Annotated in this window: 19 protein-coding genes; 18 read left to right on the top strand and 1 reads right to left on the bottom strand. The window is 67.4% G+C overall.

Annotation, left to right across the window (positions count from 1 at the left end; translation table 11 throughout):
• The first annotated feature begins 90 nt into the window (after positions 1-90).
• Positions 91-2,337: a CocE/NonD family hydrolase gene (locus tag ACJ7C5_RS05940; protein WP_412703318.1), complete on the top strand. Its 2,247-nt coding sequence runs from the start codon at positions 91-93 to the stop codon at positions 2,335-2,337.
• Between the two features lie 183 nt (positions 2,338-2,520).
• On the opposite strand, the gene ACJ7C5_RS05935 is transcribed toward ACJ7C5_RS05940, so the two are convergent.
• Positions 2,521-2,946, bottom strand: coding sequence for a hypothetical protein (locus ACJ7C5_RS05935; protein ID WP_412703317.1), 426 nt, complete (start codon positions 2,944-2,946; stop codon positions 2,521-2,523).
• A gap of 207 nt (positions 2,947-3,153) precedes the next feature.
• Here ACJ7C5_RS05935 and flhB point away from each other — a divergent pair, with 207 nt between their 5' ends.
• The 17 genes from flhB to ACJ7C5_RS05850 all read left to right on the top strand — a co-directional run bounded on the left by flhB (position 3,154) and on the right by ACJ7C5_RS05850 (position 23,224).
• Complete coding sequence (gene flhB, locus ACJ7C5_RS05930) at positions 3,154-4,284, top strand: flagellar biosynthesis protein FlhB (RefSeq protein ID WP_110712214.1); 1,131 nt, start codon at positions 3,154-3,156, stop codon at positions 4,282-4,284.
• Positions 4,281-6,389 carry a flagellar biosynthesis protein FlhA gene (gene flhA / locus ACJ7C5_RS05925; protein WP_412703316.1) on the top strand — a complete coding sequence of 703 codons (2,109 nt, stop codon included), beginning with the start codon at positions 4,281-4,283 and terminating at the stop codon, positions 6,387-6,389. Before flhB ends, flhA begins: the two co-directional genes overlap by 4 nt.
• A 145-nt stretch (positions 6,390-6,534) precedes the next feature.
• Positions 6,535-8,157: a flagellar biosynthesis GTPase FlhF gene (gene flhF, locus ACJ7C5_RS05920; RefSeq protein ID WP_412703315.1), complete on the top strand. Its 1,623-nt coding sequence runs from the start codon at positions 6,535-6,537 to the stop codon at positions 8,155-8,157.
• Entirely contained in the window at positions 8,144-9,031 is an 888-nt protein-coding gene (locus ACJ7C5_RS05915) for a MinD/ParA family ATP-binding protein (RefSeq protein ID WP_005409532.1), read from the top strand. Before flhF ends, ACJ7C5_RS05915 begins: the two co-directional genes overlap by 14 nt.
• On the top strand, positions 9,028-9,771 hold the full coding sequence (locus tag ACJ7C5_RS05910; RefSeq protein WP_049401180.1) for an RNA polymerase sigma factor FliA: 744 nt from the start codon (positions 9,028-9,030) through the stop codon (positions 9,769-9,771). The genes ACJ7C5_RS05915 and ACJ7C5_RS05910 overlap by 4 nt, the downstream gene beginning before the upstream one ends.
• Positions 9,772-9,828: 57 nt before the next feature.
• Positions 9,829-10,221, top strand: coding sequence for a chemotaxis response regulator CheY (cheY, locus tag ACJ7C5_RS05905; protein ID WP_006365466.1), 393 nt, complete (start codon positions 9,829-9,831; stop codon positions 10,219-10,221).
• Positions 10,221-10,826 carry a protein phosphatase CheZ gene (locus tag ACJ7C5_RS05900; protein ID WP_006442968.1) on the top strand — a complete coding sequence of 202 codons (606 nt, stop codon included), beginning with the start codon at positions 10,221-10,223 and terminating at the stop codon, positions 10,824-10,826. Before cheY ends, ACJ7C5_RS05900 begins: the two co-directional genes overlap by 1 nt.
• A gap of 2 nt (positions 10,827-10,828) precedes the next feature.
• Positions 10,829-12,658, top strand: a complete 1,830-nt coding sequence (locus ACJ7C5_RS05895; RefSeq protein WP_412703314.1) for a chemotaxis protein CheA — start codon at positions 10,829-10,831, stop codon at positions 12,656-12,658.
• A 146-nt stretch (positions 12,659-12,804) separates the two neighbouring features.
• Positions 12,805-13,545: a flagellar motor protein gene (locus tag ACJ7C5_RS05890; protein ID WP_006442919.1), complete on the top strand. Its 741-nt coding sequence runs from the start codon at positions 12,805-12,807 to the stop codon at positions 13,543-13,545.
• 1 nt (position 13,546) lies between these two features.
• The gene (motD, locus tag ACJ7C5_RS05885; protein ID WP_412703313.1) at positions 13,547-14,563 is read left to right on the top strand and encodes a flagellar motor protein MotD; all 1,017 of its coding nucleotides are present in this window, start codon (positions 13,547-13,549) and stop codon (positions 14,561-14,563) included.
• A gap of 4 nt (positions 14,564-14,567) precedes the next feature.
• The gene (locus ACJ7C5_RS05880; RefSeq protein WP_088025875.1) at positions 14,568-15,350 is read left to right on the top strand and encodes a ParA family protein; all 783 of its coding nucleotides are present in this window, start codon (positions 14,568-14,570) and stop codon (positions 15,348-15,350) included.
• A complete protein-coding gene (locus ACJ7C5_RS05875; protein ID WP_412703312.1) occupies positions 15,347-16,561 on the top strand; it encodes a chemotaxis protein CheW in 1,215 nt (404 codons plus the stop codon). The genes ACJ7C5_RS05880 and ACJ7C5_RS05875 overlap by 4 nt, the downstream gene beginning before the upstream one ends.
• A 286-nt stretch (positions 16,562-16,847) precedes the next feature.
• Entirely contained in the window at positions 16,848-17,156 is a 309-nt protein-coding gene (locus ACJ7C5_RS05870; RefSeq protein ID WP_005409522.1) for an STAS domain-containing protein, read from the top strand.
• Positions 17,153-17,518 (top strand): response regulator, encoded by a 366-nt coding sequence (locus ACJ7C5_RS05865; protein WP_005409521.1) that lies wholly within the window; start codon positions 17,153-17,155, stop codon positions 17,516-17,518. The genes ACJ7C5_RS05870 and ACJ7C5_RS05865 overlap by 4 nt, the downstream gene beginning before the upstream one ends.
• 45 nt (positions 17,519-17,563) lie before the next feature.
• Positions 17,564-19,552, top strand: coding sequence for a chemotaxis protein CheA (locus tag ACJ7C5_RS05860; protein WP_412703311.1), 1,989 nt, complete (start codon positions 17,564-17,566; stop codon positions 19,550-19,552).
• Between the two features lie 373 nt (positions 19,553-19,925).
• Complete coding sequence (locus ACJ7C5_RS05855) at positions 19,926-22,175, top strand: methyl-accepting chemotaxis protein (protein WP_412703310.1); 2,250 nt, start codon at positions 19,926-19,928, stop codon at positions 22,173-22,175.
• A 191-nt stretch (positions 22,176-22,366) separates the two neighbouring features.
• Positions 22,367-23,224 (top strand): flagellar regulator YcgR PilZN domain-containing protein, encoded by an 858-nt coding sequence (locus ACJ7C5_RS05850; protein WP_412703309.1) that lies wholly within the window; start codon positions 22,367-22,369, stop codon positions 23,222-23,224.
• The last annotated feature ends 30 nt before the right edge of the window (positions 23,225-23,254 follow it).

Genomic DNA, 23,254 nt, shown 5'->3' with positions numbered 1-23,254 from the left:
GGCCACGGCCTGGCGCTACCATGGGTTGGCCTTCAGTAGATCCACGCCATGCGTGGATGCGCCGTTCCACTGTCATCCAAGGAAGCGTCCGTGGCCCTACGCATCACCCTTGCTGGCCTGTTGCTGGCCCTTGCTGTTGGCGACACCGCCGCCGCTGATCTGCCGTGGTCATTGCCAGCCGATGCTTCCCCGGCCCAGGTCGAGGCTGCCCTGCTGGCCCTCGGCAAGGGCGTGTTGAAGTCCCCCAGCCTGACCGATGCACAGCGCGGCCACGCGCTGCTGGCGATGGGCCAGACAGCCGAAGCGCGGAAATCGATCCAGCAGGCACGCGCATCGCTGGCAAGCGACGGTGACACCGCGGCGGTGCAGCGCTGGGTGCCGATGCTGCTGCTCGCCACCGCCGGCGAGCGGGACACAGCCGCCTATGCCCGTGCCTTCCACAGCACCTTCGCTGACCTCGACGACATTGCCGCGGTGCAGGCTGATGCCGCACTCTCGGTTGAGCCAGCCCCGTTGCGCGCCCAACTGGAGCAGGCCATCGCGGCGCAGGCGGGTGCCGCGACCATGGCCGAAGCTGTCGCCTTGGACCTGCTGCGCCTGCGGGCGGTACTGCGCGCACAGACCCTGGCCGCCGCACTGGCCCCTCCGCTGGTCGCGGCGGAAGAACAGCGCCGCTTCGCCATCGACGATACGTTGCGCATCCCCGCCGGCGATGGCGTCGTGCTGTCGGCGCAGCTGGCCCGTACTCGCGCCACATCGGTGCCTCTGCCGACAGCCATGCTGTTCACCATCTATACCGATCCACCCAAGAACCGGCAGAAGATGCTGCTGGCTGCCGCGCACGGCTACGCCGGCATCGTGGTCGATGCGCGTGGCAAGGGCCAGGGCAGCGGCACCATCGCGCCCTATGAACATGACGGCGAGGATGCCAACGCGGCAATCGAGTGGATCAGCCACCAGCCATGGAGCGATGGCCGGGTAGCCATGTATGGCGGCAGCTACGAAGGCTTCACTGCCTGGGCGGCGGCGCGCCATCACCATCCCGCATTGAAGACCATCGTGCCCTACGTTGCCGCCATCCCCGGCCAGGGCCTGCCGATGGAGAACAACGTGTTCCTGAGTGCCAACTACGGTTGGGCGTTCTACGTGGCCAATGGCCCGATGCTGGACAACGACACCTACGACCAGAACGAGCGCTGGTCGCAGCTGCCGCGCCGCTGGTATGCCTCCGGCCGCCCTTACCGGCAGATCGACCAGGTCGATGGCACGCCAAACCCATGGCTGCAGCGCTGGCTGGCCCATCCGTCCTACGATGCCTACTGGCAGGCGATGGTTCCCTATGGCGACCAGTTCAACGACATCCTCATCCCGGTGCTGACCATCACCGGGTACTACGACGATGGCCAGATCTCGGCCCTGCAGTACTTCAAGGAGCACCTCCGGCACCGTCCCGATGCCGACCATGCCCTGCTGATCGGCCCCTACGACCACCGTGGCGCGCAGTCGGCGCTCAAACCGATGCAGCTGCGCGATTACGCGGTCGACCCTGCCGCGCAGTTCGATACCCCGGCGGTAACCTTCCAGTGGCTGGACCATGTGCTGCGTGGTGCCCCGCGCCCGGCGCTGGTTTCCGACCGCGTGAACTACCAGCTGATGGGCGCCAACCGGTGGGGGCATGCAGCAACGCTGGACGCCGCTGCAGGCGATCACCGCCGCTACCACCTGTCCACCACACGGGCAGCAGCCGATGGCTATCACCGCCTGCAGGAACAATCACCGGCGCCGGGCCAACTGGGGCAGACCGTGGACATGGCCGACCGCAACGAAATGCGGCACGGCTACTATCCGTTCCCGATCGTCGCAGCACAGGATGAAGCGGACACCGCGCTGGCCTACGTCTCCGAACCCTTCACCGGCCCCATGGACCTGGTCGGCAGCTTCTCCGGCGACCTGAAGGTCCGCATCAACAAGCGCGACTTCGACTTCACCGTCACCCTGTACGAGCTGCTGGCAGATGGGCGCAGGATGCAGTTGTCTTACTACATGGGCCGGGCCAGCCATGTGCGTGACCCGAGCACGCGCCAGCTGTTGCAGCCGGGCCAATGGACCCACCTGCCCTTCGACCGGACGCGCATGGTCGCCCGCCGCCTGGCTGCAAACAGCCGACTGCTGGTGAAGGTGGACGTGCTGAAGGACGCCATGCATCAGGTGAACCACGGCACCGGCCGCGATGTCAGCGATGAATCGGCCGCCGATGCGGGCGCCCCGCTGCAGGTGGACTGGCACAGCGACAGCGTGCTGACGATCCCGCTGCAGGCGGTAGCGCCGACTGGGTGACACGGCCGCCCCGCCGTCACGGAACAGTTCTTGTGCACCCCGGCAACCCAAGCCGTATTTCCGGTGCGGCCGCATGACCTGCCGCGGCCGTGGATGGAGCTGGCCACTGGCTTCAAGGCGCCCGAAGGTGGGGGGTGATGAACCCACACGGCCGCGCGCCTGGGCCAGCCCGGCGTGAGCAAATCAATCCATCGTGACCGGGTAGGGAGGAGCGAGCCTCGAGTTGTCGGAGACCGCAAAAGCGACTGACTGCAACCGCTGGCAAAGTGTTGAAAGCAGGGCCATGAACTCAGCATTGGCTGCCTCAGACCATGCTCGACCGAATCTAAGAGTAAGGTGTATGGAGCTCACCGGGTCTCCATTCAGAGCGGACTCGAGCGAGTAGCGCTCACCATCCGAGAATGCACCTTGGACACATCCGGGGAACACCAACTCCAATGATGCGATTACGGCCTGGGGACACCCGATATCCTGCACAGCCTCAACATTGGACAGGTCTTTTTCACCGAGGTCTTCCAGCTTCAAAACGACTATGTCAAAGCTCATTGCTGCGATATCCCATCCTGCAATCCATTCAGCATCGCCCTTCTCTTCTGCGTGTCTTGCCATCATGCCTCATGTAGCTGCTAGCTGCCCCCCTGTACAGCAGCAGTTGAACGATCTTCCCCGCCAGCTAAATGCGATAGCGCGCCAGCGCATACAGCACTGCGAACGCCAGAATGAGCAGGAGCAGACACACAGTGCTCCCGTTCGCGACTGACGGCTAGCGGCACGGTTCTTGCACGCACCCCGGCATCCCCTGCCGCAGTGCCCGTGATGTCCGAGAACGAATCCGCCGGCGAAAAGACCGAACAACCTACCGAAAAGCGCCTGCGCGATGCCCGTGAACAGGGCAATCTGCCGCGCTCGCGCGAGCTCGGCACGGCCGCCGTGTTCGGCGCCGGCGTACTGGCGGTGATGGCCATGAGCGGCTCGATCGGCCGTGGTGCAAGCGCCTGGATGAAGCACGCGCTCAGCCCCGAACAGAGCCTTCGGCAGAACCCGAAGGAACTGTTCGGCCACTTCGGCGACCTGCTGCTGCAGTTCATGCTGGTCATCGCACCGCTGGTGCTGGTCTGCCTGCTGGCCAGTTTCGTCGCCCCGCTGGTGATGGGCGGCCTGCGCTGGTCGCAGAAGGCGATGATGCCCGACTTCAACCGCATGAATCCGATGAGCGGGCTCAAGCGTCTGTATGGCCCGGAGGCGATTGCCGAGTTCACCAAATCGCTGCTGCGCGTGGCCTTCGTCGGGGTCGCCGCCGGGCTGGTGGTATGGACCGGCTTCGACACCCTGCGCGGGCTGATCCACCACCCGCTGGAGACCGCCATCACCGACGGCCTGGGCTTTACCCTGCGCCTGCTGCTGGCCACCGCCGGCGCGATGCTGGTGCTGGCCGCCATCGATGCGCCGTACCAGCGCTGGAACTGGATGCGCAAGCTGAAGATGACCCGTGAAGAGCTGCGCCGGGAAATGAAGGAAAGCGAGGGCAGCCCCGAGGTGAAGGGCCGCATCCGCCAGCTGCAGCAGCAGATGGCCAACCGCCGGATGATGGAAGCGGTGCCCACCGCCGACGTGGTGGTGGTCAACCCCACCCACTATGCGGTGGCCCTGAAATACGAGGGCGGCGCCATGAACGCCCCCACCGTGGTCGCCCTGGGCGTGGACGAGACCGCCCTTCGCATCCGTGAAGTGGCCGACGGCAACAAGGTGGCGATCGTCTCTGCCCCGCCTTTGGCACGCGCCTTGTATCGGGAAGGCCAACTCGGAAAGGAAATCCCCGTGAGACTGTATTCGGCCGTCGCCCAGGTCCTGTCCTACGTCTACCAGCTGCGCGCCTGGCGCACTGGCCCGATGCCGGACGCCCCGCACATCCAGGTGGATGAATTCGGCAAGGGAGGCCGCCCGTGAGCGCCCAGCCCTCCACCGGTTTCAACACCCGCCGCGCCCTGGAAATGATCCGCCAGGGCCTTGGCGCGCCGCTGATCGTGCTGGCCCTGCTGGCCATGGTCGTGGTGCCGCTGGCCGCGCCGGTGCTCGATGCGCTGTTCACCTTCAACATCGCCATCTCACTGATGGTGCTGCTGGCGGTGGTCTACGTGAAGCGCCCGCTGGACTTCACCATCTTCCCGATCGTGCTGCTGATCACCACCATGCTGCGGCTGGCGCTGAACGTGGCCTCCACCCGCGTGATCCTGCTGAACGGCCAGAACGGCCACGACGCTGCGGGCAAGGTGATCGCCGCGTTTGGCGAATTCGTGATCGGCGGCAACTACGCGGTGGGCATCGTGGTGTTCGCGATCCTGACCATCATCAACTTCGTGGTCATCACCAAGGGCGCCGGCCGCGTCTCGGAAGTGACCGCGCGCTTCATCCTCGACGCGATGCCCGGCAAGCAGATGGCGATCGACGCCGACCTCAACGCCGGTTTGCTGACGCGTGAAGAAGCCAAGCTGCGCCGCGAGGAAGTCCGCGAGGAAGCCGACTTCTACGGCGCGATGGACGGTGCCAGCAAGTTCATCCGTGGTGATGCCATCGCCGGCATCCTGATCCTGTTCATCAACATGCTCGGCGGCTTGGCCGTGGGCGTGCTGCAGCATGGCATGCCGTTCGGCGAAGCCGCTGCCACCTACACCCTGCTGTCCATCGGTGACGGTCTGGTGGCGCAGCTGCCGGCCCTGCTGGTCTCCAGTGCGGTGGCCATGCTGGTCACCCGCGCCTCGCGTTCGCAGGACATGGCCCAGGCCATGACCGGCCAGGTGTTCGGCCAGTACCGCGCGCTGGCGATCACCGCCGGCATCATCGGCGTGGTCGGCCTGGTGCCGGGCATGCCCAACGTCGCTTTCCTGACGCTGTCCGCGATCCTCGGCTTCATCGCCTGGAAGGTCTACCGCAAGGGCAAGGCCGCGGCCACCGATCCAGCAGCCGCCGGCAATGACGCTGCCGCGCTCAACGCGCTGGGCCGCCCGGCTGCACCGGCACCGACCGCGGAACTGAGCTGGGACGAGCTGCGTCCGGTCGATCCGCTCGGCCTGGAGGTCGGCTACCGGTTGATTCCGCTGGTGGATGCCAACCAAGGGGGCGAACTGATGGCGCGGATCAAGGGTGTTCGCCGCAAGCTCACCCAGGACGTCGGTTTCCTGATTCCCTCAGTGCATATCCGCGACAACCTCGAACTGCCGGCCAACGGCTACCGCGTGCTGGTGCATGGCGTGCCGGTGGCCACCGCCGAGATCCACCCCGACCGCGAGCTGGCCCTGGACCCGGGCAGCGCCCTCGGCACGCTGGAAGGCATCGCCGGCAAGGACCCCGCGTTCGGCCTGGATGCCACATGGATCCAGCCGCACCAGCGCGCCCAGGCCGAGACGCTGGGCTACACCGTGGTCGATCCGGCCACCGTGGTCGCCACCCATCTCTCGCACCTCATCCGCGAACACGCGCCGGAACTGCTCGGCCACGAGGAAGTGCAGCATCTGCTGGCCAACCTGGCCAAGAGCGCGCCCAAGCTCGTCGAAGATCTGACGCCGAAGGCGCTGCCGCTGTCGGCAGTAGTGCGCGTGCTGCAGAACCTGCTGGTCGAGCGCATCCCGATCCGCCAGCTGCGCAAGATCGCCGAAGCACTGGTCGAACACGCTCCGAACAGTCAGGACCCGGCCGTGCTGACCGCCGCCGTGCGCACCGCACTGGGCCGCTTCATCGTGCAGGAGATCGCCGGAATGTCGGCGGAGCTGCCGGTGTTCACCCTCAACCCGCAATTGGAACGTGTCTTGCAGGAGTCCACGCAGGGCAACGGCGCCGCGCTGGAACCCGGACTCGCTGAGCGACTGCACCAGAGCCTGGCCGAATGTGTCAGCAAGCAGGAAGCCCGCAACGAGCCCGCGGTCGTGCTGGTACCTGGCCCGGTGCGCGCCGCGCTGGCCCGCCTGGTCCGCCACAGCGTTCCGTCGCTGTCGGTCCTGGCCTACAGCGAGGTGCCGGAGGACAAGCGCCTGAAGCTGGTTGGAACGATCAGCTGACGCCGCCCTCCGATGCGCCAGAAAACAGACACCACTTTCGAACCAACGCAACAGACAGATACCAAGGGGAACCCGCACCGTGCAGACCACCGACCACCCGAGTTCCCCGACCGCCACCCCGCCGTCTTCGTCCCGTGACCACAGCATGAAAATCAAACGATTCGTCGCCGCCGACATGCGCTCGGCCATGAACCTGGTGCGCAAGGAACATGGTCCTGACGCCGTGATCCTGTCCAACCGCCGGATCGAGGAAGGCATCGAGATCGTCGCCGCCGCCAACTACGATGAGAGCGCCGTGCAGCGTGCACTGGAAGCCTCGCGTCGTGACATCGCTCCGCCGCCGGCGCCGAAGCCGCGCACGGCCGCCGATGCAGTAATCGCCGCCGTCACCCGCCGCCGCAACAGCACCCCGGCACCGGAACCGGTCGCCGCCACCACCTCGGCCGTAGCCGCCCTCGCCCGCGCTGCGGTCGGCGCCACTGGTCGCACCCTGGACAGTGCCGACGAGATCGTGCCGACCCGTGGCAGCACCGGCTTCGCCGCCACCCTGGCGCGCGCCACCGTCAACGAACCGGCGCTGCCGGAACAGATCTTCGCCCCGTTCGCCGAGGCCATCGTCGCACCGGCACCCGCCAGCCCTGCACCGGCCAACCGCGCCCGCTTCCAGATCGACCCGCCGCACGAGGCGCATCACGAAAGCGCGGCCCCGGCCGTGCAGCCGCCGCCGCTGCCGACCGCTGCCGTGACCGAAGCGCAGCGCGAGATCGCCGCCAGCGAACCGGCAGCGGTCGAAGCCGCCGGCGAAGCCAGCCCGGCCCCCATGCTGGCCCCGGCCCCGGCGCTGACCCTGGTCGCCCAGGACGACGCCGAGATCCGCCAGCTGCGCCAGGAAGTGGCCGGCATGCGCCAGGTGATCGAGCGCGAGATGAACCGCTTCACCGACGAGCGCCTGCGCGGCTGCCCGGTGCGCGCCACCGCGCTGGACCTGATGGACGAGTATGGCTTCGATGCCGGCCTTGCCCGCGACGTGGCCATGCAGATCCCGCTGGAAACCGAAGCCCACCGTGGCCGTGGCCTGATGCTGGGGCTGATCTCGCGCAAGCTGCCGATCGCCCCGGTCGACCCGCTGGAAGAAGGTGGTGTGATTGCCCTGGTCGGCCCGACCGGCGCCGGCAAGACCACCACCATCGCCAAGCTGGCCTCCCGCTTCGCCGAGAAGCACGCGCCGCGCGACGTCGCCCTGGTCACCACCGACACCACCCGCATCGGCGCCCGTGAGCAGCTGTATGGCTACGGCCGCCAGCTCGGCATCGCCGTGCACGAGGCCAACAGCGGCACCGACCTGGACCAGCTGCTGGAGCGCCTGAAGGACTACAAGCTGGTGCTGATCGACACCGCCGGCCTGGGTCCGCGCGACCGTGCGCTGGCCGCCCAGCTGCAGTGGCTGCGCGCCGCCCGCCAGGTCCGCACCCTGCTGGTGCTGCCGGCCAACACCAGCTTCGGCGACATGGACGAGGTGGTGCGCCGCTTCGGCGCGGCCAACCTGCAGGGCCTGGTGCTGAGCAAGCTGGACGAGACCGGCCGCTTCGGCAACGCCCTGTCGGTGGCCGTGGACCACGCCCTGCCGATCACCTGGGTGACCGATGGCCAGGACGTCCCGGAGGACCTGCACCGGGCCAGTGCAGCCAATCTTGTACTTCGCCTTGAAGATTTGCGCCGAGCGGCCGATATGCCCTGCAACCCGGAGTTGAACCATGCCGTCGCGTGAGTACGCCAAGCTGACCAAGACCTTCCCGCTGTCGGCCACCCGCAGCGAGCCGCTCGGCCCTGTGCGCACCATTGCCGTGACCGGCGGCAAGGGCGGCGTGGGCAAGACCAACGTGTCGGCCAACCTGGCCGTGGCGCTGGCCGGCATGGGCAAGCGCACGCTGCTGCTGGACGCCGACCTTGGCCTGGCCAACATCGACGTGATCCTGGGGCTGAACCCCACCTTTACGCTGGCCGACCTGGTCGCCGGCCGCTGCTCGCTGGATGACGTCATCGTCGAAGGCCCGAACGGCGTGCTGGTGGTGCCGGCCGCATCCGGCCGCCGCCACATGGCCGAACTGGCCCCGGCCGAGCACGTGGGTCTGGTGAACGTGTTCTCCGAGCTGGAACGCGAGCTGGACATCATGGTGGTCGATACCGCCGCCGGCATCACCGACGGCGTGCTGACCTTCTGCCAGGCCGCGCAGGACACCGTGGTGGTGGTCTGTGACGAGCCGGCCTCGATCACCGACGCCTATGCGCTGATCAAGGTGCTGTCGCGCGAACGTGGCGTGGACCGCATCCAGGTGGTGGCAAACATGGTGCGCGACCCGAACGAGGGCCGCGTGCTGTACGAGAAGCTGACCCGCGTCTGCGAGAAGTTCCTCGCCGATGTCTCGCTGAACTACCTGGGCTGTGTGCCGCAGGATGACTGGCTGCGCCTGTCGGTGCAGCGCCAGCAGCCGGTGGTGAAGGCCTATCCGTCCAGCCCGGCAGCGCTTGCGATCACCGAGATCGCGCGCCGTACCGCCCGCTGGCAGGCGCCGACCGAACCGCGCGGCGGCGTTGAATTCTTCCTCGAACGCATCCTCAAGCAGCGAGGGGTGGCCGCATGAAAGGCGCAGCCCAGTACAGGGAAGTCCAGCGCTCGGCGGCCAACGAGGTCATCGCCCAGCACTCGGACCTGGTGCGGCGCATCGCCCACCACCTGGCCGCACGCCTGCCGGCCAGCGTCGAGGTCGACGACCTGATCCAGGCCGGCATGATGGGACTGATTGAAGCCTCGCGCAGCTATGACGCCGACCAGGGGGCTTCGTTCGAGACCTACGCCTCGATCCGCATCCGCGGTTCGATGATCGATGAGATCCGCCGTGGCGACTGGGTGCCGCGCTCGGTGCACCGCCGTGCACGTGATGCCGCCGCCACCATCCGCCGCCTGGAACAGAGCAGTGGCCGTGCCGCCAGCGCCACCGAAGTGGCCGCCGCGATGGAGATGCCATTGCCCGAGTACCTGCGGCTGATGGAAGACGCTGCCCGTGGCCAGGTGCTGAGCCTTGAATCGCGCATCGAGGACCAGGGCGAGCTGGACACCGTGGCCCAGGGCGGCCCGACCCCGCAGCAGGTGCTGGAGCGCGGCGAGTTCGGCCGCGAGCTGGGCAAGGCCATCGGCCACCTGCCCGAGCGCGAACAGCTGGTGCTGTCGCTGTACTACGAGCAGGAACTGAACCTGAAGGAGATCGGCGCGGTGCTCGGCGTGAGCGAGTCGCGGGTCTGCCAGATCCACGGCCAGGCGGTACTGCGCCTGCGTGGCCGGCTGAAGCTGTTCGAGGCTGCCGACGCTGGCCTCGAAGAATGAACATCCCCGAGGCGGCTGCCCCCGGCCGTCCGGAATGAACAACAAAGGAATTCTGCTTTGAACAAGAACATGCGCATCCTGATCGTCGACGACTTCTCGACCATGCGTCGAATCGTCAAGAACCTGCTGGGCGATCTGGGCTTCACCAACACCGCCGAAGCCGAGGACGGGCATGCTGCGCTGTCGCTGCTGCAGAGCCAGCCGTTCGATTTCGTGGTCACCGACTGGAACATGCCGGTGATGACCGGCATCGAGCTGCTCAAGGCGATCCGTGCCGATGCCAAGCTGAAGACCCTGCCGGTGCTGATGGTCACGGCAGAAGCCAAGCGCGAGCAGATCATCGAAGCCGCCCAGAGCGGCGTGAACGGCTACATCATCAAGCCGTTCACCGCGCAGACGCTGGAAGAGAAGCTCGGCAAGATCTTCGAACGCCTGGCGGCCAGCGCCTGATGGATACCACGGTCGACAAGAACGCCCTCGCCCTGCGCCTGCAGGAAGCCCTGGACGCACTGGAGTCCGGTGACGAGGCCGCCTGGCGGCAGCGCATCGACGGACTGGTCGCGCTGCGCACGCAGCCGATGATGAGCGGCCTCTCGCGGCTGGCCCGCGAGCTGGGACAGGCGCTGGGTGAACTGCCGACCGTGCCGAGCGAAGCCGGTGAACTGGACGATGCCTGCGCGCGCCTGGACCACGTGGTGGCGATGACCGAACAGGCCACGCACCGCACCCTGGACCTGGCCGAGGAATGCCGCAGCCTGACCGAGCAGCTGCGCGCCGAAGGCCTGCAGCCTGGCCAGGACGCGCAGCTCGAGCGCATCCGCCACAACCTGACCGAGATCGCCCTGACCCAGAGCTACCAGGACCTGACCGGGCAGATCATCCGTCGCGTGGTCGGCATCGTCCGCCGCGTGCACGAAGGCTTCGGCGCGCTCGGCCTGCCACCGGAACAGCATCGCACCGACCCGGAACTGGCCGGGCCGGCACTGAAAGGACTGGACCGCCACGCGGTCTCGCAGAACGACGCCGACGATCTGTTGTCGGATCTGGGGCTGTAAGCATGAGCGCGGTTTCCGACGACATCACTGCCGATTTCATCATCGAGGCGCAGGAGATCCTGGATCGCCTCGGCGAACAGCTGGTGTCGCTGGAGCAGGCACCGCAGGACAGCGATCAGCTCAACGCGGTGTTCCGCGGCTACCACACGCTCAAGGGCGGTGCCGGCTTCCTCGGCGTCACCGCCATGGTCGAGCTGTGCCACGCCGCTGAAGAAGCGCTGGGCGCCGCCCGTGCCGGCCAGGCGGTGCTGCAGGCCCACCACTTCGACGCGGCCCAGCAATCGCTGGATTACCTGCAGTCGATGCTGGATGCCGTGTCTTCCGGCACCGAGCCCGGCTATGCGCCGCCGGACCTGATCGCCCAGTTCGACGTACATGGCAGCGCCGTGGCTGCACCCGCCGCCGCAGCAGCACCCTCTGCGGGTGCCAGTGACCTGATCACCGACGACGAATTCGAGGCCCTGCTCGACCAGCTGCACGGCGGCAACGCACCGACCGCGGTCACGCCGGCGAAGAAGGCCGACGACGGACTGATCAGCGAAGACGAATTCGAATCCCTGCTGGACCAGCTGCACGGTGGCGCCGCACCGGGTGCCAAGCCGGTTGCCGCCGCGCCGCCAGCCCCGGCACCTGCCTCACGGCCGACCGCACCCGCCCCTGCTGCCAAGCCTGCCGCAAAGCCGCTGGCCGAAGCCGAACACACCGTGCGCGTGGACACCAAGCGCCTGGACGCGATCGTCAACCTGATCGGCGAACTGGTGCTGTCGCGCAATCGGCTCAAGACCCTGCGTGCGCGCCTGCGCGACGAGGAACTGGACCGCGCCGTGTCCACCCTGGACATCGCCACCGCGCGCCTGCAGTCGGCGGTGATGCGTACCCGCATGCAGCCGGTGGGCAAGGTGTTCTCGCGCTTCCCCAAGGTCGCCCGCGACGTCGCCCGCTCGCTGAAGAAGGAAGTGGACCTGGAGCTGATCGGCGCCGAGACCGAGCTCGACCGCAACCTGGTCGAAGCGCTGGCCGACCCGCTGGTGCACCTGGTCCGCAACGCCATCGACCATGGCGTGGAAATGCCCGATCTGCGCGAAGCACAAGGCAAGCCGCGGATGGGCCATGTACGCCTGTCGGCGCAGCAGGAAGGCGACTACGTCAGCATCGAGGTGCAGGACGATGGCGCCGGCATCGACCCGGAAAAGCTGCGCGCGAAGGCGCGCGAGAAGGGCCTGATCGATCCGGAAGCGGCTGCCCGCCTGAGCAGCGAGGAGTGCCTGCACCTGGTGTTCCTGCCCGGCTTCTCGACCAAGCAGCAGGTCACCGACATCTCCGGCCGTGGCGTCGGCATGGACGTGGTGCAGTCACGCATCCGCGAACTGAGCGGCCAGATCCAGATCCAGTCGGAGCTGGGTCGTGGCAGCCGCTTCATGATCCGCGTGCCGCTGACCCTGGCGATCCTGCCGACCCTGCTGGTGCAGGCCGGTGACGATGTGTATGCACTGCCGCTGGCGCGCGTGATGGAAGTGCTGCACGCGCCGCGCACCTCGCTGGGCTGGTTCGATGGACGCGCCGTGCTTGACCGCCGCTCGCACACGCTGCCACTGGTCGATCTGCGCCAGTGGCTGGATGTGACGCCCGCCGCATCGACCCTGCTGACGATCGTGGTGCTGCAGGCCGGTGAAGCCCGGTTCGGCCTGGTCGTGGACCAGGTGCGCGGGCGTGAGGAAGTGGTCATCAAGCCGCTGCCGAAAGCCCTGCGCGGCCTGCGCGGTTACGCCGGTGCAACCTTGATCGGCGATGGTCGCATGGCCTTGATCCTGGATGTGGACGGCCTGCGCTGAAGCCCGCCGGGCATGGCCCGGCGCTACCGGAAACGGCCCTGCAGGCTAGCGCCGGGCCGTGCCCGGCGACCCGAAAACTGTGACTACCGTCTGTACACAACCTCCCGGTGTCTCAAGTCCCATTCACACAAGCCGATACCGGACCCATGGATAGACTCAGCCTCATTGGACTCTTTCTCGCCCTGGCCTCGCTGGTCGGCGGCAGCATCCTCAAGGGCGCCGGCCTGGCGTCGTTGTGGTCGCCTGCGGCATTCGTGATCGTCATCGTCGGCACCATCGCCGCGATCCTGCTGCACACCTCGCCGGCAGTGTTCAAGCACGCGTTCAAGATCGTGCGCTGGGTCGTGCGCCCGCCGCACAGCGACCGCCGCGAACTGATCCAGCAGATCGTCGAGTGGAGCAACATCGCCCGCCGCCAGGGCCTGCTGGGCCTGGAATCGCAGGTGGAAGCACAGCAGGACCCGTTCCTGCGCAAAGGCCTGCAGCTGCTGGTGGACGGCGTCGAACCGGAGTCGATGCGGCACATGCTGGAAATCGAACTGGGCAGCCAAGAACACCAGGACCAGGCCGGCGCCAAGGTCTTCGAGGCGATGGGCATCTACGCGCCGACGCTCGGCATCATCGGTGCCGTGCTGGGCCTGATCGCGGTGATGAAGAACCTGGCCGATCCGAGCAAGCTCGGCCACGGCATCGCCGCCGCGTTCACCGCCACCATCTACGGCATCGCCTCGGCCAACCTGCTGTTCCTGCCGATCGCCGCCAAGCTCAAGAGTGTGATCTCGCACAACACCCGCGATCGCGAAATGGTCATCGAAGGCCTGATCTCCATTGCGCAGGGCGAGAACCCGCGCAACATCGAAACCAACCTCTCCGGCTTCCTGCACTGACATGGCCCGCCGCAAGCACCACGAAGAGCACGCCAACCATGAAGCATGGGCGATCCCCTATGCCGACCTGATGACGCTGCTGCTCGCCTTCTTCGTGGTCATGTATGCAATTTCCTCGGTGAACGAAGGCAAGTACCGGATCATGGCCGACGCGCTGACCGATGCCTTCGGGGGCGCGCCGCGCACCATCAATCCGGTACAGGTCGGCAACAAGCAGGTGCAGGGCGGCGGCTGGGACAGCCCGTCGGTGATCAAGTCCGGCACCAAGATCGGGCCCTCGGCGCCGGCACCGTCGCACGACCCGACCCTGCTGCCGTCGATGGCCTCGCAGATGCGCATGCCTGTTTCGGTGCACAACCAGGAACAGATCGCGCGCGCCGAGCGCCAGCTCAACAGCATTGCCGACCGCCTGACCGCCGCACTCGCACCGCTGATCGACCGCGGCATGATCAGCGTGCGCCGTACCGAGCTGTGGATCGAAGTCGAGATCAACAGCGACATCCTGTTCCCGACCGGCTCGGCCGCGCTGGACGTGCACGCGCGGCAGACCCTGGCCAGCCTGGCCGACGTGCTGCGCGATGTACCCAACAGCGTGCGCGTGGAAGGCCACACCGACAACGTACCGATCGCCACTTCCACCTTCCCGTCGAACTGGGAACTGTCGGCCGGGCGCGCCGCCAGCGTAGTGCACCTGTTCGCCGACCAGGGCGTGCAGCCGTCGCGGCTGGCGATGGTCGGCTACGGCCAGTTCCGCCCGCGCGAAGAGAACGACAGCGCGCAGGGGCGCAACCGCAACCGCCGGGTGATGGTCATCATCCTGGCCGACACCTCGCATTCGGTGGACCCGATCGGCCAGCGCCTGAACGCAGCCACCGGAGCCACCGACAGCACCGCTACCGAACAGGCCGCCGCAACTCCGGCCAGCGCCCCCACCTCCCCCATCGCACCGGTGAAGTTGCCGCCGGTGCCGGCTGGCAGCCGCGTCGGCGCCGCCGTTCCCCCGGCAATGAAGGAGTAATCCGATGCGCATCTGGGCAGTCGCCAACCAGAAGGGCGGAGTCGGCAAGACCACCACCACCCTCGCCCTCGGCCGCGGCCTGGCCGCGCTCGGTCATCGCGTGCTGCTGATCGATCTCGATCCGCATGCCTCGCTCAGCCGCGCCTTCGGCGTGCCGGTGGATCCGCCGCCGGCCGGCGTGCTGGAACTGTTCGGCGCACCGCCGGCCGATCTTTCCAGCCTGTGCCATGCCAGCAACATCCACGGCCTGGACTACGTCTGTGCACAGTCCGCACTGGCCACACTGGAGCGCCGCAGCGCCAACCAGCCCGGTCTCGGCCTGGCCCTGCAGAATGCACTCGCGCGCCACCAGGGCCAGCACGACTACATCCTGCTGGACTGCGCGCCGACCCTCGGCCTGCTGATGATCAATGCGCTGGCGGCTGCCGATCGCCTCATCATCCCGACCCAGGCCGAACCGCTGGCCCTGCACGGCCTGGATGGCATGGTCCGCACCGGTGAGATGGTCGAACGTTCGCGCCGCCGCCCGCTGCCGATCTCGATCCTGCCGACCCTGTTCGACCGCCGCACGCGCGCAGGCAACGAGTCGCTGCGCACGATGCAGGATCGTCACGGCAGCCGCGTGTGGGAAGACGCGATTCCGATTGATACCCGCATCAGCAACGCCGCCGGCCTGACCCTGCCGAGCGTCGGCGAGGACTACCCGGGCCGCGGCCTGGCTGCCTACCGCCGTGCCCTGAACTGGATTCTCGGCGAGGACGCCCGTGCCCTGGAGCAGGCCGCATGAACAGCACCGGCGCACTGGACGACTATCTGGACGAACTGCTGGGCGAAGCGATCGCCCCGGCAGCCGTCGTACTGCCAACGCCGGACAGCGCCGCCCCGGTTTCGGCCAGTGCGTCGGAACCGGAACGCGAGCCGACCTGGGATGACCTGCCGGCCGAGGTGATCTACGAAACCGAGACCGTCGCCGCGGCGCCTGCAGTGGACAACGTCGCGCTCGAAGCCGCTTTCGAGGCGGCCGCAACCACCGAGCGCGAGCCGACCTGGGACGATCTGCCCGCCGAAGTGATCTACGAAACGGAGACTGTTGCTGCTGCCGCGACAGAGAACGACGCAGCACTGGAGGCCGCCTTCGAGGCCGCCGCAATGCCTGTCGCCGCCCCCGAGCGCGAGCCGACCTGGGATGACCTGCCTGACGAGGTGATCCACGAGACGGCCCCTGCTCCCGCCACCACCAAGGCGGGCCCGGAACCCACCTGGGACGACCTGCCGGACGAAGTGATCTACGAGACCGATACGGCCGACAGCCATCGACTCGCCCACACCGACAGCCCCGGCCTGCAGGCAGCGTTCGAAGCCGCTGCCGGTGGCGAGGACGTTGCCACGCCGCCGCCGGCGGTGGTCGCAGCACCGGTTGCAGCGCAGGCGCAACGCCCTGCCCCGGCCGCCGCGCCGCCACCGCGCGTGGCCGTGGATGCCCCCGCCAGCAGCCGTCCCAGCAACTGGCAGGAACTGCAGGCCCAGGCCCACCAGCCGGCCCGCAGCCCACACCCACAGAACCGCCGTGCCGGCGAGCGCACCTCACGTTGGCTGCGCCTGCGCTGCGGCACCCAGGCCTACGCACTGGAACTGCTGAAAGTACAGGAAGTGGTGCTGCCAGTGCCGCTACTGCCGTTGCGCGGCACTGCGCCGGCCATGCTGGGCATCATGAACCTGCGAGGCCAGGTGGTGCCGGTGATGGACCTTGGCCTGCACCTCGGCGCCGCAGCCGCCGAGGACGATTCGCAGACCCGTATCGTGGTGCTGGAAGAAGACGGCGAAACCATCGGCCTGCGCGTGTCGGCAGTGGAAGACGTTGCCAACCTCACCGACTCGCAGATCGAACCGCCCGATACCGCACGCATCTGCCAGATCTCCAACGACCTGTTCCGTGGCGTGGCCCGCGTCAGCCAGCGCCCGATGATCCTGCTGGATGCCACGCGGCTGTTGAGCTGAGCGGAAAAAAGGGGACGGAGGGGATTAAGTCGCAAGTGGCTCGGCGCTTTGCGCCGACGCGGTGCCTGTCGGGGACGCAAGGCGTTGATCCGCTGGATCAACACCTTACGTCCCCACTGCGCGGTCGCCGTTGCCGAGGGCGGCTGCAGTAAAGCCAGGTCGATTGCGACTCAATCCCCTCCGTCCCCTTTTCAACAGCGACCGCATCGACGCACCGCGTCGATTCCCCTAAAGAACCCTGCCGGGGTGCCGTTATGGATCACGGAACCGTTTGTCCGGAGCAACGATGAGCACTGTCGAACTGGGTGAGGATCTCGGCATCGAGAGCAGCACCGAGCTCAAGAACCGCCTCGCCCCGCTGGTGGCGCAGGCAGGCGAGCTGACCCTGGATGCAAGCCAGGTCGCCCGCATACACACGGCCGCCGTACAGGTGCTGTGTGCGTTCGTGCAGGCCCGCCGCGAGGCAGGCCTGGGCACCGGCTTCCACGGTTGCACCGCAACCTTCCGTGACGCCGCGCGCCTGCTGGGCGTCACCCAGGCCCTGGGCCTGGACGTAACCCATGACAACCTGAAATCTGTGGAGAACGCTGCATGAGCGCACGTATCTTGGTGGTGGACGATTCGGCGTCAATGCGCCAGATGGTGTCCTTCGCCCTCACCTCGGCCGGTTTTGCCGTCGAAGAAGCTGAAGACGGCGCGGTCGCGCTCGGTCGCGCCAAGGGCCAGCGCTTCAATGCGGTGGTCACCGACGTCAACATGCCGAACATGGACGGCATCGCGCTGATCCGTGAACTGCGCCAGCTGCCGGACTACAAGTTCACCCCGCTGCTGATGCTGACCACCGAATCGGCCGCCGACAAGAAGTCCGAAGGCAAGGCCGCCGGCGCCACCGGTTGGCTGGTCAAGCCGTTCAATCCGGAACAGCTGGTCGCCACCGTGCAGAAAGTGCTGGGCTGATCGCCCGCCACCGCTCCCCCTCTTCGCTTCCGGACCACCACTGCCATGAGCATGGACCTGCAACGCTTCCACGCCACCTTCTTCGAGGAGAGCCGCGAAGGCCTCGACGCGATGGAGGCTGGCCTGCTGGCCCTGGAATCGGGGCAGCAGGACGCGGAGATCATCAATTCGGTGTTCCGCGCCGCCCACTCGATCAAGGGCGGCGCCGGCACCTTCGGCTTCGATGCCATCGCCGGCTTGACCCATGTACTGGAAACGCTGCTCGATGAGCTGCGTGCCGGCAAGCGGGCACTGGAAGGCCACGCCGTCGACGCCATGCTGTCTTCGGTGGACGTGCTGCGCGCCCTGCTGCGCGAAGCCGAACACGGCCAGGCCGCCGATCCCGCTGCGGTTGCTGCGGTGAAGGCACGCCTGGAAGCGGTGCTTTCCGGCCAGGCCGCACCCAGCGCCCCCGCTGCCGTCGCGGCCAAGGTGGACGACACGCCGGAAGCCTGGCAGATCGGCTTCACCCCAGCACCGTCGCTGTTCATGAGCGGCAACGACCCGCTGCGCATCATCCGCGAACTGGAACACCTGGGTTCGCTGCAGGTCGCCGCGCGCATGGAACGCCTGCCGGGCTTCGCCCAGCTCGATCCGCTCGAGGCCCACCTGGCGTGGGACCTGGGCCTGGTCGGCAAGGTGCCGCGCAGCAAGATCGAAGACACTTTCGCCTGGGTGCTGGACGACTGCGAACTGGACATCCGTCCGGCCGCGCCGCCGAGCCTGGCTACCGAGGCACCTGCTACACCCGCCCCTTCCACACCGGGTGCCGTTGTACCGGCGGCACCTGCCGCCGCTGCCAGCAGCGGTGGCGGCCAGGAAGCCGAAACCTCGATCCGCGTCAGCGTCGACAAGGTCGATGCGCTGATCAACCTCGTCGGCGAACTGGTCATCACCCAGGCCATGCTCAAGCAGGTCTCGCATGCACTGGACCCGGTCCACGCCGAGAGCCTGTTTGCCGGCCTGGACCAGCTTGAACGCAACACCCGCGACCTGCAGGAAGCAGTGATCGGCGTGCGCATGCTGCCGGTCGATGCGGTGTTCCGCCGCTTCCCGCGCCTGGTCCGCGACCTGTCCAGCCGCCTCGGCAAGCAGGTCCGCCTGCGCACCGTCGGCGAAGGCACCGAACTGGACAAGGGCCTGATCGAGAAGATCGCCGATCCGCTGGTGCACCTGGTGCGCAACTCGATCGACCATGGTCTGGAAATGCCGGACGTGCGTCGCGGCGCGGGCAAGGATGAGACCGGCACGATCACCCTGGCGGCTTCGCACCAGGGTGGCCACATCGTCATCGAAGTCAGTGACGACGGTCGCGGCCTGGACCGCGCCAAGATCCTGGCCAAGGCCCAGGAACGCGGCCTTGCCGTGCCGGACAACCCGACCGATTCGCAGGTCTGGGACCTGATCTTCCAGCCTGGCTTCTCCACCGCCGATGCGGTCACCGACCTGTCCGGCCGCGGCGTCGGCATGGACGTGGTCCGCCGCAACATCCAGGCGCTGGGTGGCGAAGTGCAGATCGAAAGCAGCCTTGGTACTGGCACGCGCACGCTGATCCGTCTGCCGCTGACCCTGGCCATCCTCGATGGCATGACCGTGGCGGTGGCCGGTGAAACCCTGATCCTGCCGCTGGCTTATGTGCTTGAAGCGTTGCAGCCGCAGGCCGAGGACATCCGCAGCATGGCCGGCGAAGGCCGCGTACTGCGCGTGCGCGGCGAATACCTGCCGATCCTGTCGCTGAGCGAGTACTACGGCTACGGCAACCGTGCACCCGGCAGCGAATCGCTGGTGGTGGTGGTCGAAGGTGATGGCCAGAAGATCGCGCTGGAAGTGGACGAGCTGGTCGGCCAGCAGCAGGTGGTGGTGAAGAACATCGAGAACAACTACCGCCGCATCGGCGGGGTATCCGGTGCCACCATCCTCGGCGACGGCCGCGTGGCCCTGATCGTCGACATCGGCGGGCTGGTGCGTTCACTGCGGATGCCGCAGGCCGCCTGACCCATACTGCATGCGTGTACTGAACCGCCGCCCTTCGGGGCGGCGGTTTTTGTTTGCGCGCGCCATTCCACCCCGGGTCAGATCCCTTTTCAGGGAAAAGGGATCTGACCCCCACCCCATCCGTGAACTCCGTCGGCACCGTGCTTGCGCATGCAACCACCTCATGCAAGCGAAAGCCCCGCCACTGCAGCACTTTCGCGTCGTCATCCCTACGCAACCGAATGTGATCTGCGTCCATAAAGTCCGCCCGCAGCACGCCGCTATCTCGCTTTGACGGCCGTCACCGAACCCCCACCGGGCACCCCCGTTCGCTCTGCAACCACCCCCAGCCGACGCACCGACGCCGGCACCCTGCCCACCTGGAGCACCCTGCATGAAGTGGTTCCAAGATCTGCCCATCGCCCGCAAGCTGGCCGTGGGGTTCACCCTCACCACGTTGATGACCCTGGTCCTCGGCGCCTTCGCCCTGTTGCGCCTGAGCGAGGCCAACAATCAGCTGGGCGAGATGGCCAGCAACGATATTCCGTCGGTCCAGCACCTGGGCGAAGCACGCTCGCAGCTGGGCGAGTTCCGCACCTACGAACTGGCCCTGCTGAGCATGCTCGACCAGCCGGAGAAGGTTGCCGACTACAACAAGCGCATGGACGACACCGCCAAGGCCGTGCATGACGAACTGGCCGCGTACTCGGCGCTGCCCGCACTGGAAAAGGAACGCGAACTCTATCGCGCGGCCAACGTGCAGCTGGAGCGCTATTTCGCCGCCAACAAGGCGATGCGCGAGGCCGTGGCCGCCGGCGATGGTGCCTTGGCGCAACAGATCTCCGACGAACAGTCGCGCCCGGCCCGTCGTGACCTGTTCGCCGCGATGAAGACCCTCGGCACCCACATCGCCGGCCTGATGGACGGCAAGATTGCCGCTGCCAATACCACCCACCGCACCAGCATGATCGCCATCATCGGCTGCATCGTGCTGCTTTCGCTGGTCGCAGCCGCGCTGGCCACGGTCATCTCGCGCGCCGTCACTGGCCCGCTGGGCAAGGCCGTGCATGCCATCCAGGCGGTTGCCCGCGGCGACCTCAGCGTCAGCACCCAGGCCACCAGCAAGGACGAAGCCGGCAAGATGCTGGCCGCCACGGCCGAGATGACCGCGATGCTTCGCCGTTTCAGCGAACAGACCCAGCTGATGGCACAGATGCACGCTGGCCCGGACATCAGCCACCGCATCCCGGAAGACTTCCCGGGCGTGTATGGCCAGCTGGCCGGGGGCATCAATACCGTGATCTTCGAGCACCTCGATGCGATCCGCGATGCCATCGACGTGCTCAACCAGTACGCCACCGGCAACCTCACCCCGGACGCACGTCGCCTGCCGGGCAGCCGCGCGATCCTGCACGAGTCGATGGATGCAGCCAAGGCCAGCCTGCTGGCCATCAACACGCAGATCCAGCAGCTGGCCTCGGCCGCCGCCGCCGGTGACTTCAGCCAGCGCGGTGATGCACAGCGTTTCGATCACGATTTCCGTGTGATGATCGAGCAGCTCAACAGCATGATGCAGGTGGCCGACGGCAACCTCGGCCAGCTCTCGCAGCTGCTGCAGTCGATCGCCGCTGGCGACCTGACCGCACGCATGGACGGCCAGTTCAACGGCGTGTTCGCACGCATGCGTGATGATGCCAACACCACCGTTGCACAGCTGACCCAGATCGTCGGCCAGATCCAGGCCAGCGCCGGCAGCATCACCCTGGCTGCCGGCGAGATCGCGTCGGGCAACAGCGACCTGTCGCGCCGTACCGAACAGCAGGCCGCCAACCTGGAAGAAACCGCCGCGTCGATGGAGGAACTGACCTCCACCGTGCGCCAGAACGCCGAACACGCCCGCCAGGCCAACCAGCTCGCCATCGGCGCGCATGGCGTCGCCTCGCAGGGCGGAGAGGTCGTCGGCCAGGTGGTCACCACCATGTCGGCCATCGAAGCCTCGTCGAAGAAGATCGCCGAGATCATCAGCGTCATCGACGGCATCGCCTTCCAGACCAACATCCTGGCACTGAATGCCGCGGTTGAGGCCGCGCGTGCCGGTGAACAGGGCCGCGGCTTCGCCGTGGTCGCCAGCGAAGTGCGTACCCTCGCCCAGCGCTCGGCTGCGGCCGCGAAGGAGATCAAGGGCCTGATCGACGACTCCGTCGGCAAGGTCGCCGAAGGCTCCAGCCTGGTGCACCAAGCCGGCAGCACCATGGGCGAGATCGTCGCCTCGGTGCAGCGCGTGACCGACATCATGGCCGAGATCTCCGCAGCCTCGCAGGAACAGTCGGCCGGCATCGAGCAGGTCAACCAGACCGTGGTGCAGATGGACGAAACCACCCAGCAGAACGCCGCGCTGGTGGAGGAAGCCACCGCCGCCGCGCGTGCAATGGAAGACCAGGCCGTGCAGCTGGGGGAAGCCGTGGCCCGCTTCCGGCTGGCATCACAGGGCGCCACCGTCGCGCCGACACGCCTGACCACCGCACCGCTGCCACGCCAGGTGGCGGCCGCCGCGCCGGTTGCCAGGCCCGCCCCTGCTCGTCCGCTGCGTGGGTCGGCGGCGCAGCCAGCACTGGCTGCGGACGGCGATTGGCAGGAGTTCTGACCTACGCGGAGGCATCCACGCAGAACCACGGGGTCAGATCCCTTTCCCGCGGGAAAGGGGTCTGACCCTTACGCGACCCTACACTCATGGAAAGTGATGCAATTCTCACTTCATAATCCGGCACAGTGGCCGATATCCCCATCGAGCCTCGCGCCAACGCGTGCTGGCGCCCGCCCCTGACCGTAGATTCCATGTCCGACGGCAACGACACTGCAGTGCATGATGTCCACGCGGCTGATGCCGCTGACGAACGTTTCCTGGTCCGCAATCCGCGCCAGCTGCGGCAGCTGCTGCGATCGCTGATCGACCAGCGATCACTGATCAATGCGCATATCGACGGCCGCGACCGCTCGTTCCCGACCGCGCTGCTTGAACTCGACGAGGACGACGACACCCTGCTGCTCGATGGCAGCCCGCAGGAGGCGTCCAACCGCGCCGCCGAACAGGCCGACCATCTGCTGTGCTTTGCCCAGCTCGAACGCGTGCTGGTGCGGTTCCGCCTGCAGGCACTGCAGCGCGTGGACAACGACGGCCACGTCGCCTTCCGTGCCCCTCTGCCGGACGAACTGGTCCATCTGCAACGACGTGAGATGTACCGGCTGGAGACGCCCGTCACCGATTCGCCCCAGTTGCTGATCCCCGCCGGCGAGAGCCGTGCCGAAGCGCTGTCGATGCGGGTGGTGGACATCAGCGGCGGCGGCCTGGCGGTAGCCGTGCCTACCGACTGCGCAGTGTTCAGCCTGCAGAAGCGCTACCCGGCGGTGCTGTCGCTGCCCGACGGCCCGGACCTGGAGATCGAGCTGGTCGTCTGCAACCTGCTGCCGCAGCGCCAACCCAACGGCATCGAGATCAAGCGCGTGGGCATGCGCTTCGACATCCTGCCCCGCGGCGCCGACAGCGCCATCCAGCGCTACATCTTCCGCATCGACCGCCAGCGCAAGGCGCGCCGCAACGGCGAGCGCCTGCGCAGCCCGCTGGTCTGGCAGGTGGTGGCTGATTTCCTGGGTGGCCAGCGCCATCCGCTTTCGCTGGTCCGGGAGGTCGCATGAGCACTCCGCGCGTGATGGTGGGCGTCTCCG

The sequence above is a fragment of the Nocardiopsis yanglingensis genome, assembly GCF_045809185.1.
Taxonomy (GTDB): domain Bacteria; phylum Pseudomonadota; class Gammaproteobacteria; order Xanthomonadales; family Xanthomonadaceae; genus Stenotrophomonas; species Stenotrophomonas yanglingensis.
This window is presented reverse-complemented; position numbering and strand designations above follow the sequence as displayed.

What these genes read in the sequence shown, in the direction of transcription:
- ACJ7C5_RS05860 (WP_412703311.1), top strand. Translation starts at nt 17,564, where the DNA reads ATGAGCATGGACCTGCAACGCTTCCACGCCACCTTCTTCGAGGAGAGC.
- motD (WP_412703313.1), top strand. Translation starts at nt 13,547, where the DNA reads ATGGCCCGCCGCAAGCACCACGAAGAGCACGCCAACCATGAAGCATGG.
- ACJ7C5_RS05865 (WP_005409521.1), top strand. Translation starts at nt 17,153, where the DNA reads ATGAGCGCACGTATCTTGGTGGTGGACGATTCGGCGTCAATGCGCCAG.
- ACJ7C5_RS05890 (WP_006442919.1), top strand. Translation starts at nt 12,805, where the DNA reads ATGGATAGACTCAGCCTCATTGGACTCTTTCTCGCCCTGGCCTCGCTG.
- ACJ7C5_RS05910 (WP_049401180.1), top strand. Translation starts at nt 9,028, where the DNA reads ATGAAAGGCGCAGCCCAGTACAGGGAAGTCCAGCGCTCGGCGGCCAAC.
- ACJ7C5_RS05875 (WP_412703312.1), top strand. Translation starts at nt 15,347, where the DNA reads ATGAACAGCACCGGCGCACTGGACGACTATCTGGACGAACTGCTGGGC.
- ACJ7C5_RS05855 (WP_412703310.1), top strand. Translation starts at nt 19,926, where the DNA reads ATGAAGTGGTTCCAAGATCTGCCCATCGCCCGCAAGCTGGCCGTGGGG.
- flhB (WP_110712214.1), top strand. Translation starts at nt 3,154, where the DNA reads ATGTCCGAGAACGAATCCGCCGGCGAAAAGACCGAACAACCTACCGAA.
- flhF (WP_412703315.1), top strand. Translation starts at nt 6,535, where the DNA reads ATGAAAATCAAACGATTCGTCGCCGCCGACATGCGCTCGGCCATGAAC.
- ACJ7C5_RS05935 (WP_412703317.1), bottom strand. Translation starts at nt 2,946, where the DNA reads ATGGCAAGACACGCAGAAGAGAAGGGCGATGCTGAATGGATTGCAGGA.
- ACJ7C5_RS05915 (WP_005409532.1), top strand. Translation starts at nt 8,144, where the DNA reads ATGCCGTCGCGTGAGTACGCCAAGCTGACCAAGACCTTCCCGCTGTCG.
- ACJ7C5_RS05880 (WP_088025875.1), top strand. Translation starts at nt 14,568, where the DNA reads ATGCGCATCTGGGCAGTCGCCAACCAGAAGGGCGGAGTCGGCAAGACC.
- ACJ7C5_RS05850 (WP_412703309.1), top strand. Translation starts at nt 22,367, where the DNA reads ATGTCCGACGGCAACGACACTGCAGTGCATGATGTCCACGCGGCTGAT.
- ACJ7C5_RS05900 (WP_006442968.1), top strand. Translation starts at nt 10,221, where the DNA reads ATGGATACCACGGTCGACAAGAACGCCCTCGCCCTGCGCCTGCAGGAA.
- ACJ7C5_RS05870 (WP_005409522.1), top strand. Translation starts at nt 16,848, where the DNA reads ATGAGCACTGTCGAACTGGGTGAGGATCTCGGCATCGAGAGCAGCACC.
- ACJ7C5_RS05895 (WP_412703314.1), top strand. Translation starts at nt 10,829, where the DNA reads ATGAGCGCGGTTTCCGACGACATCACTGCCGATTTCATCATCGAGGCG.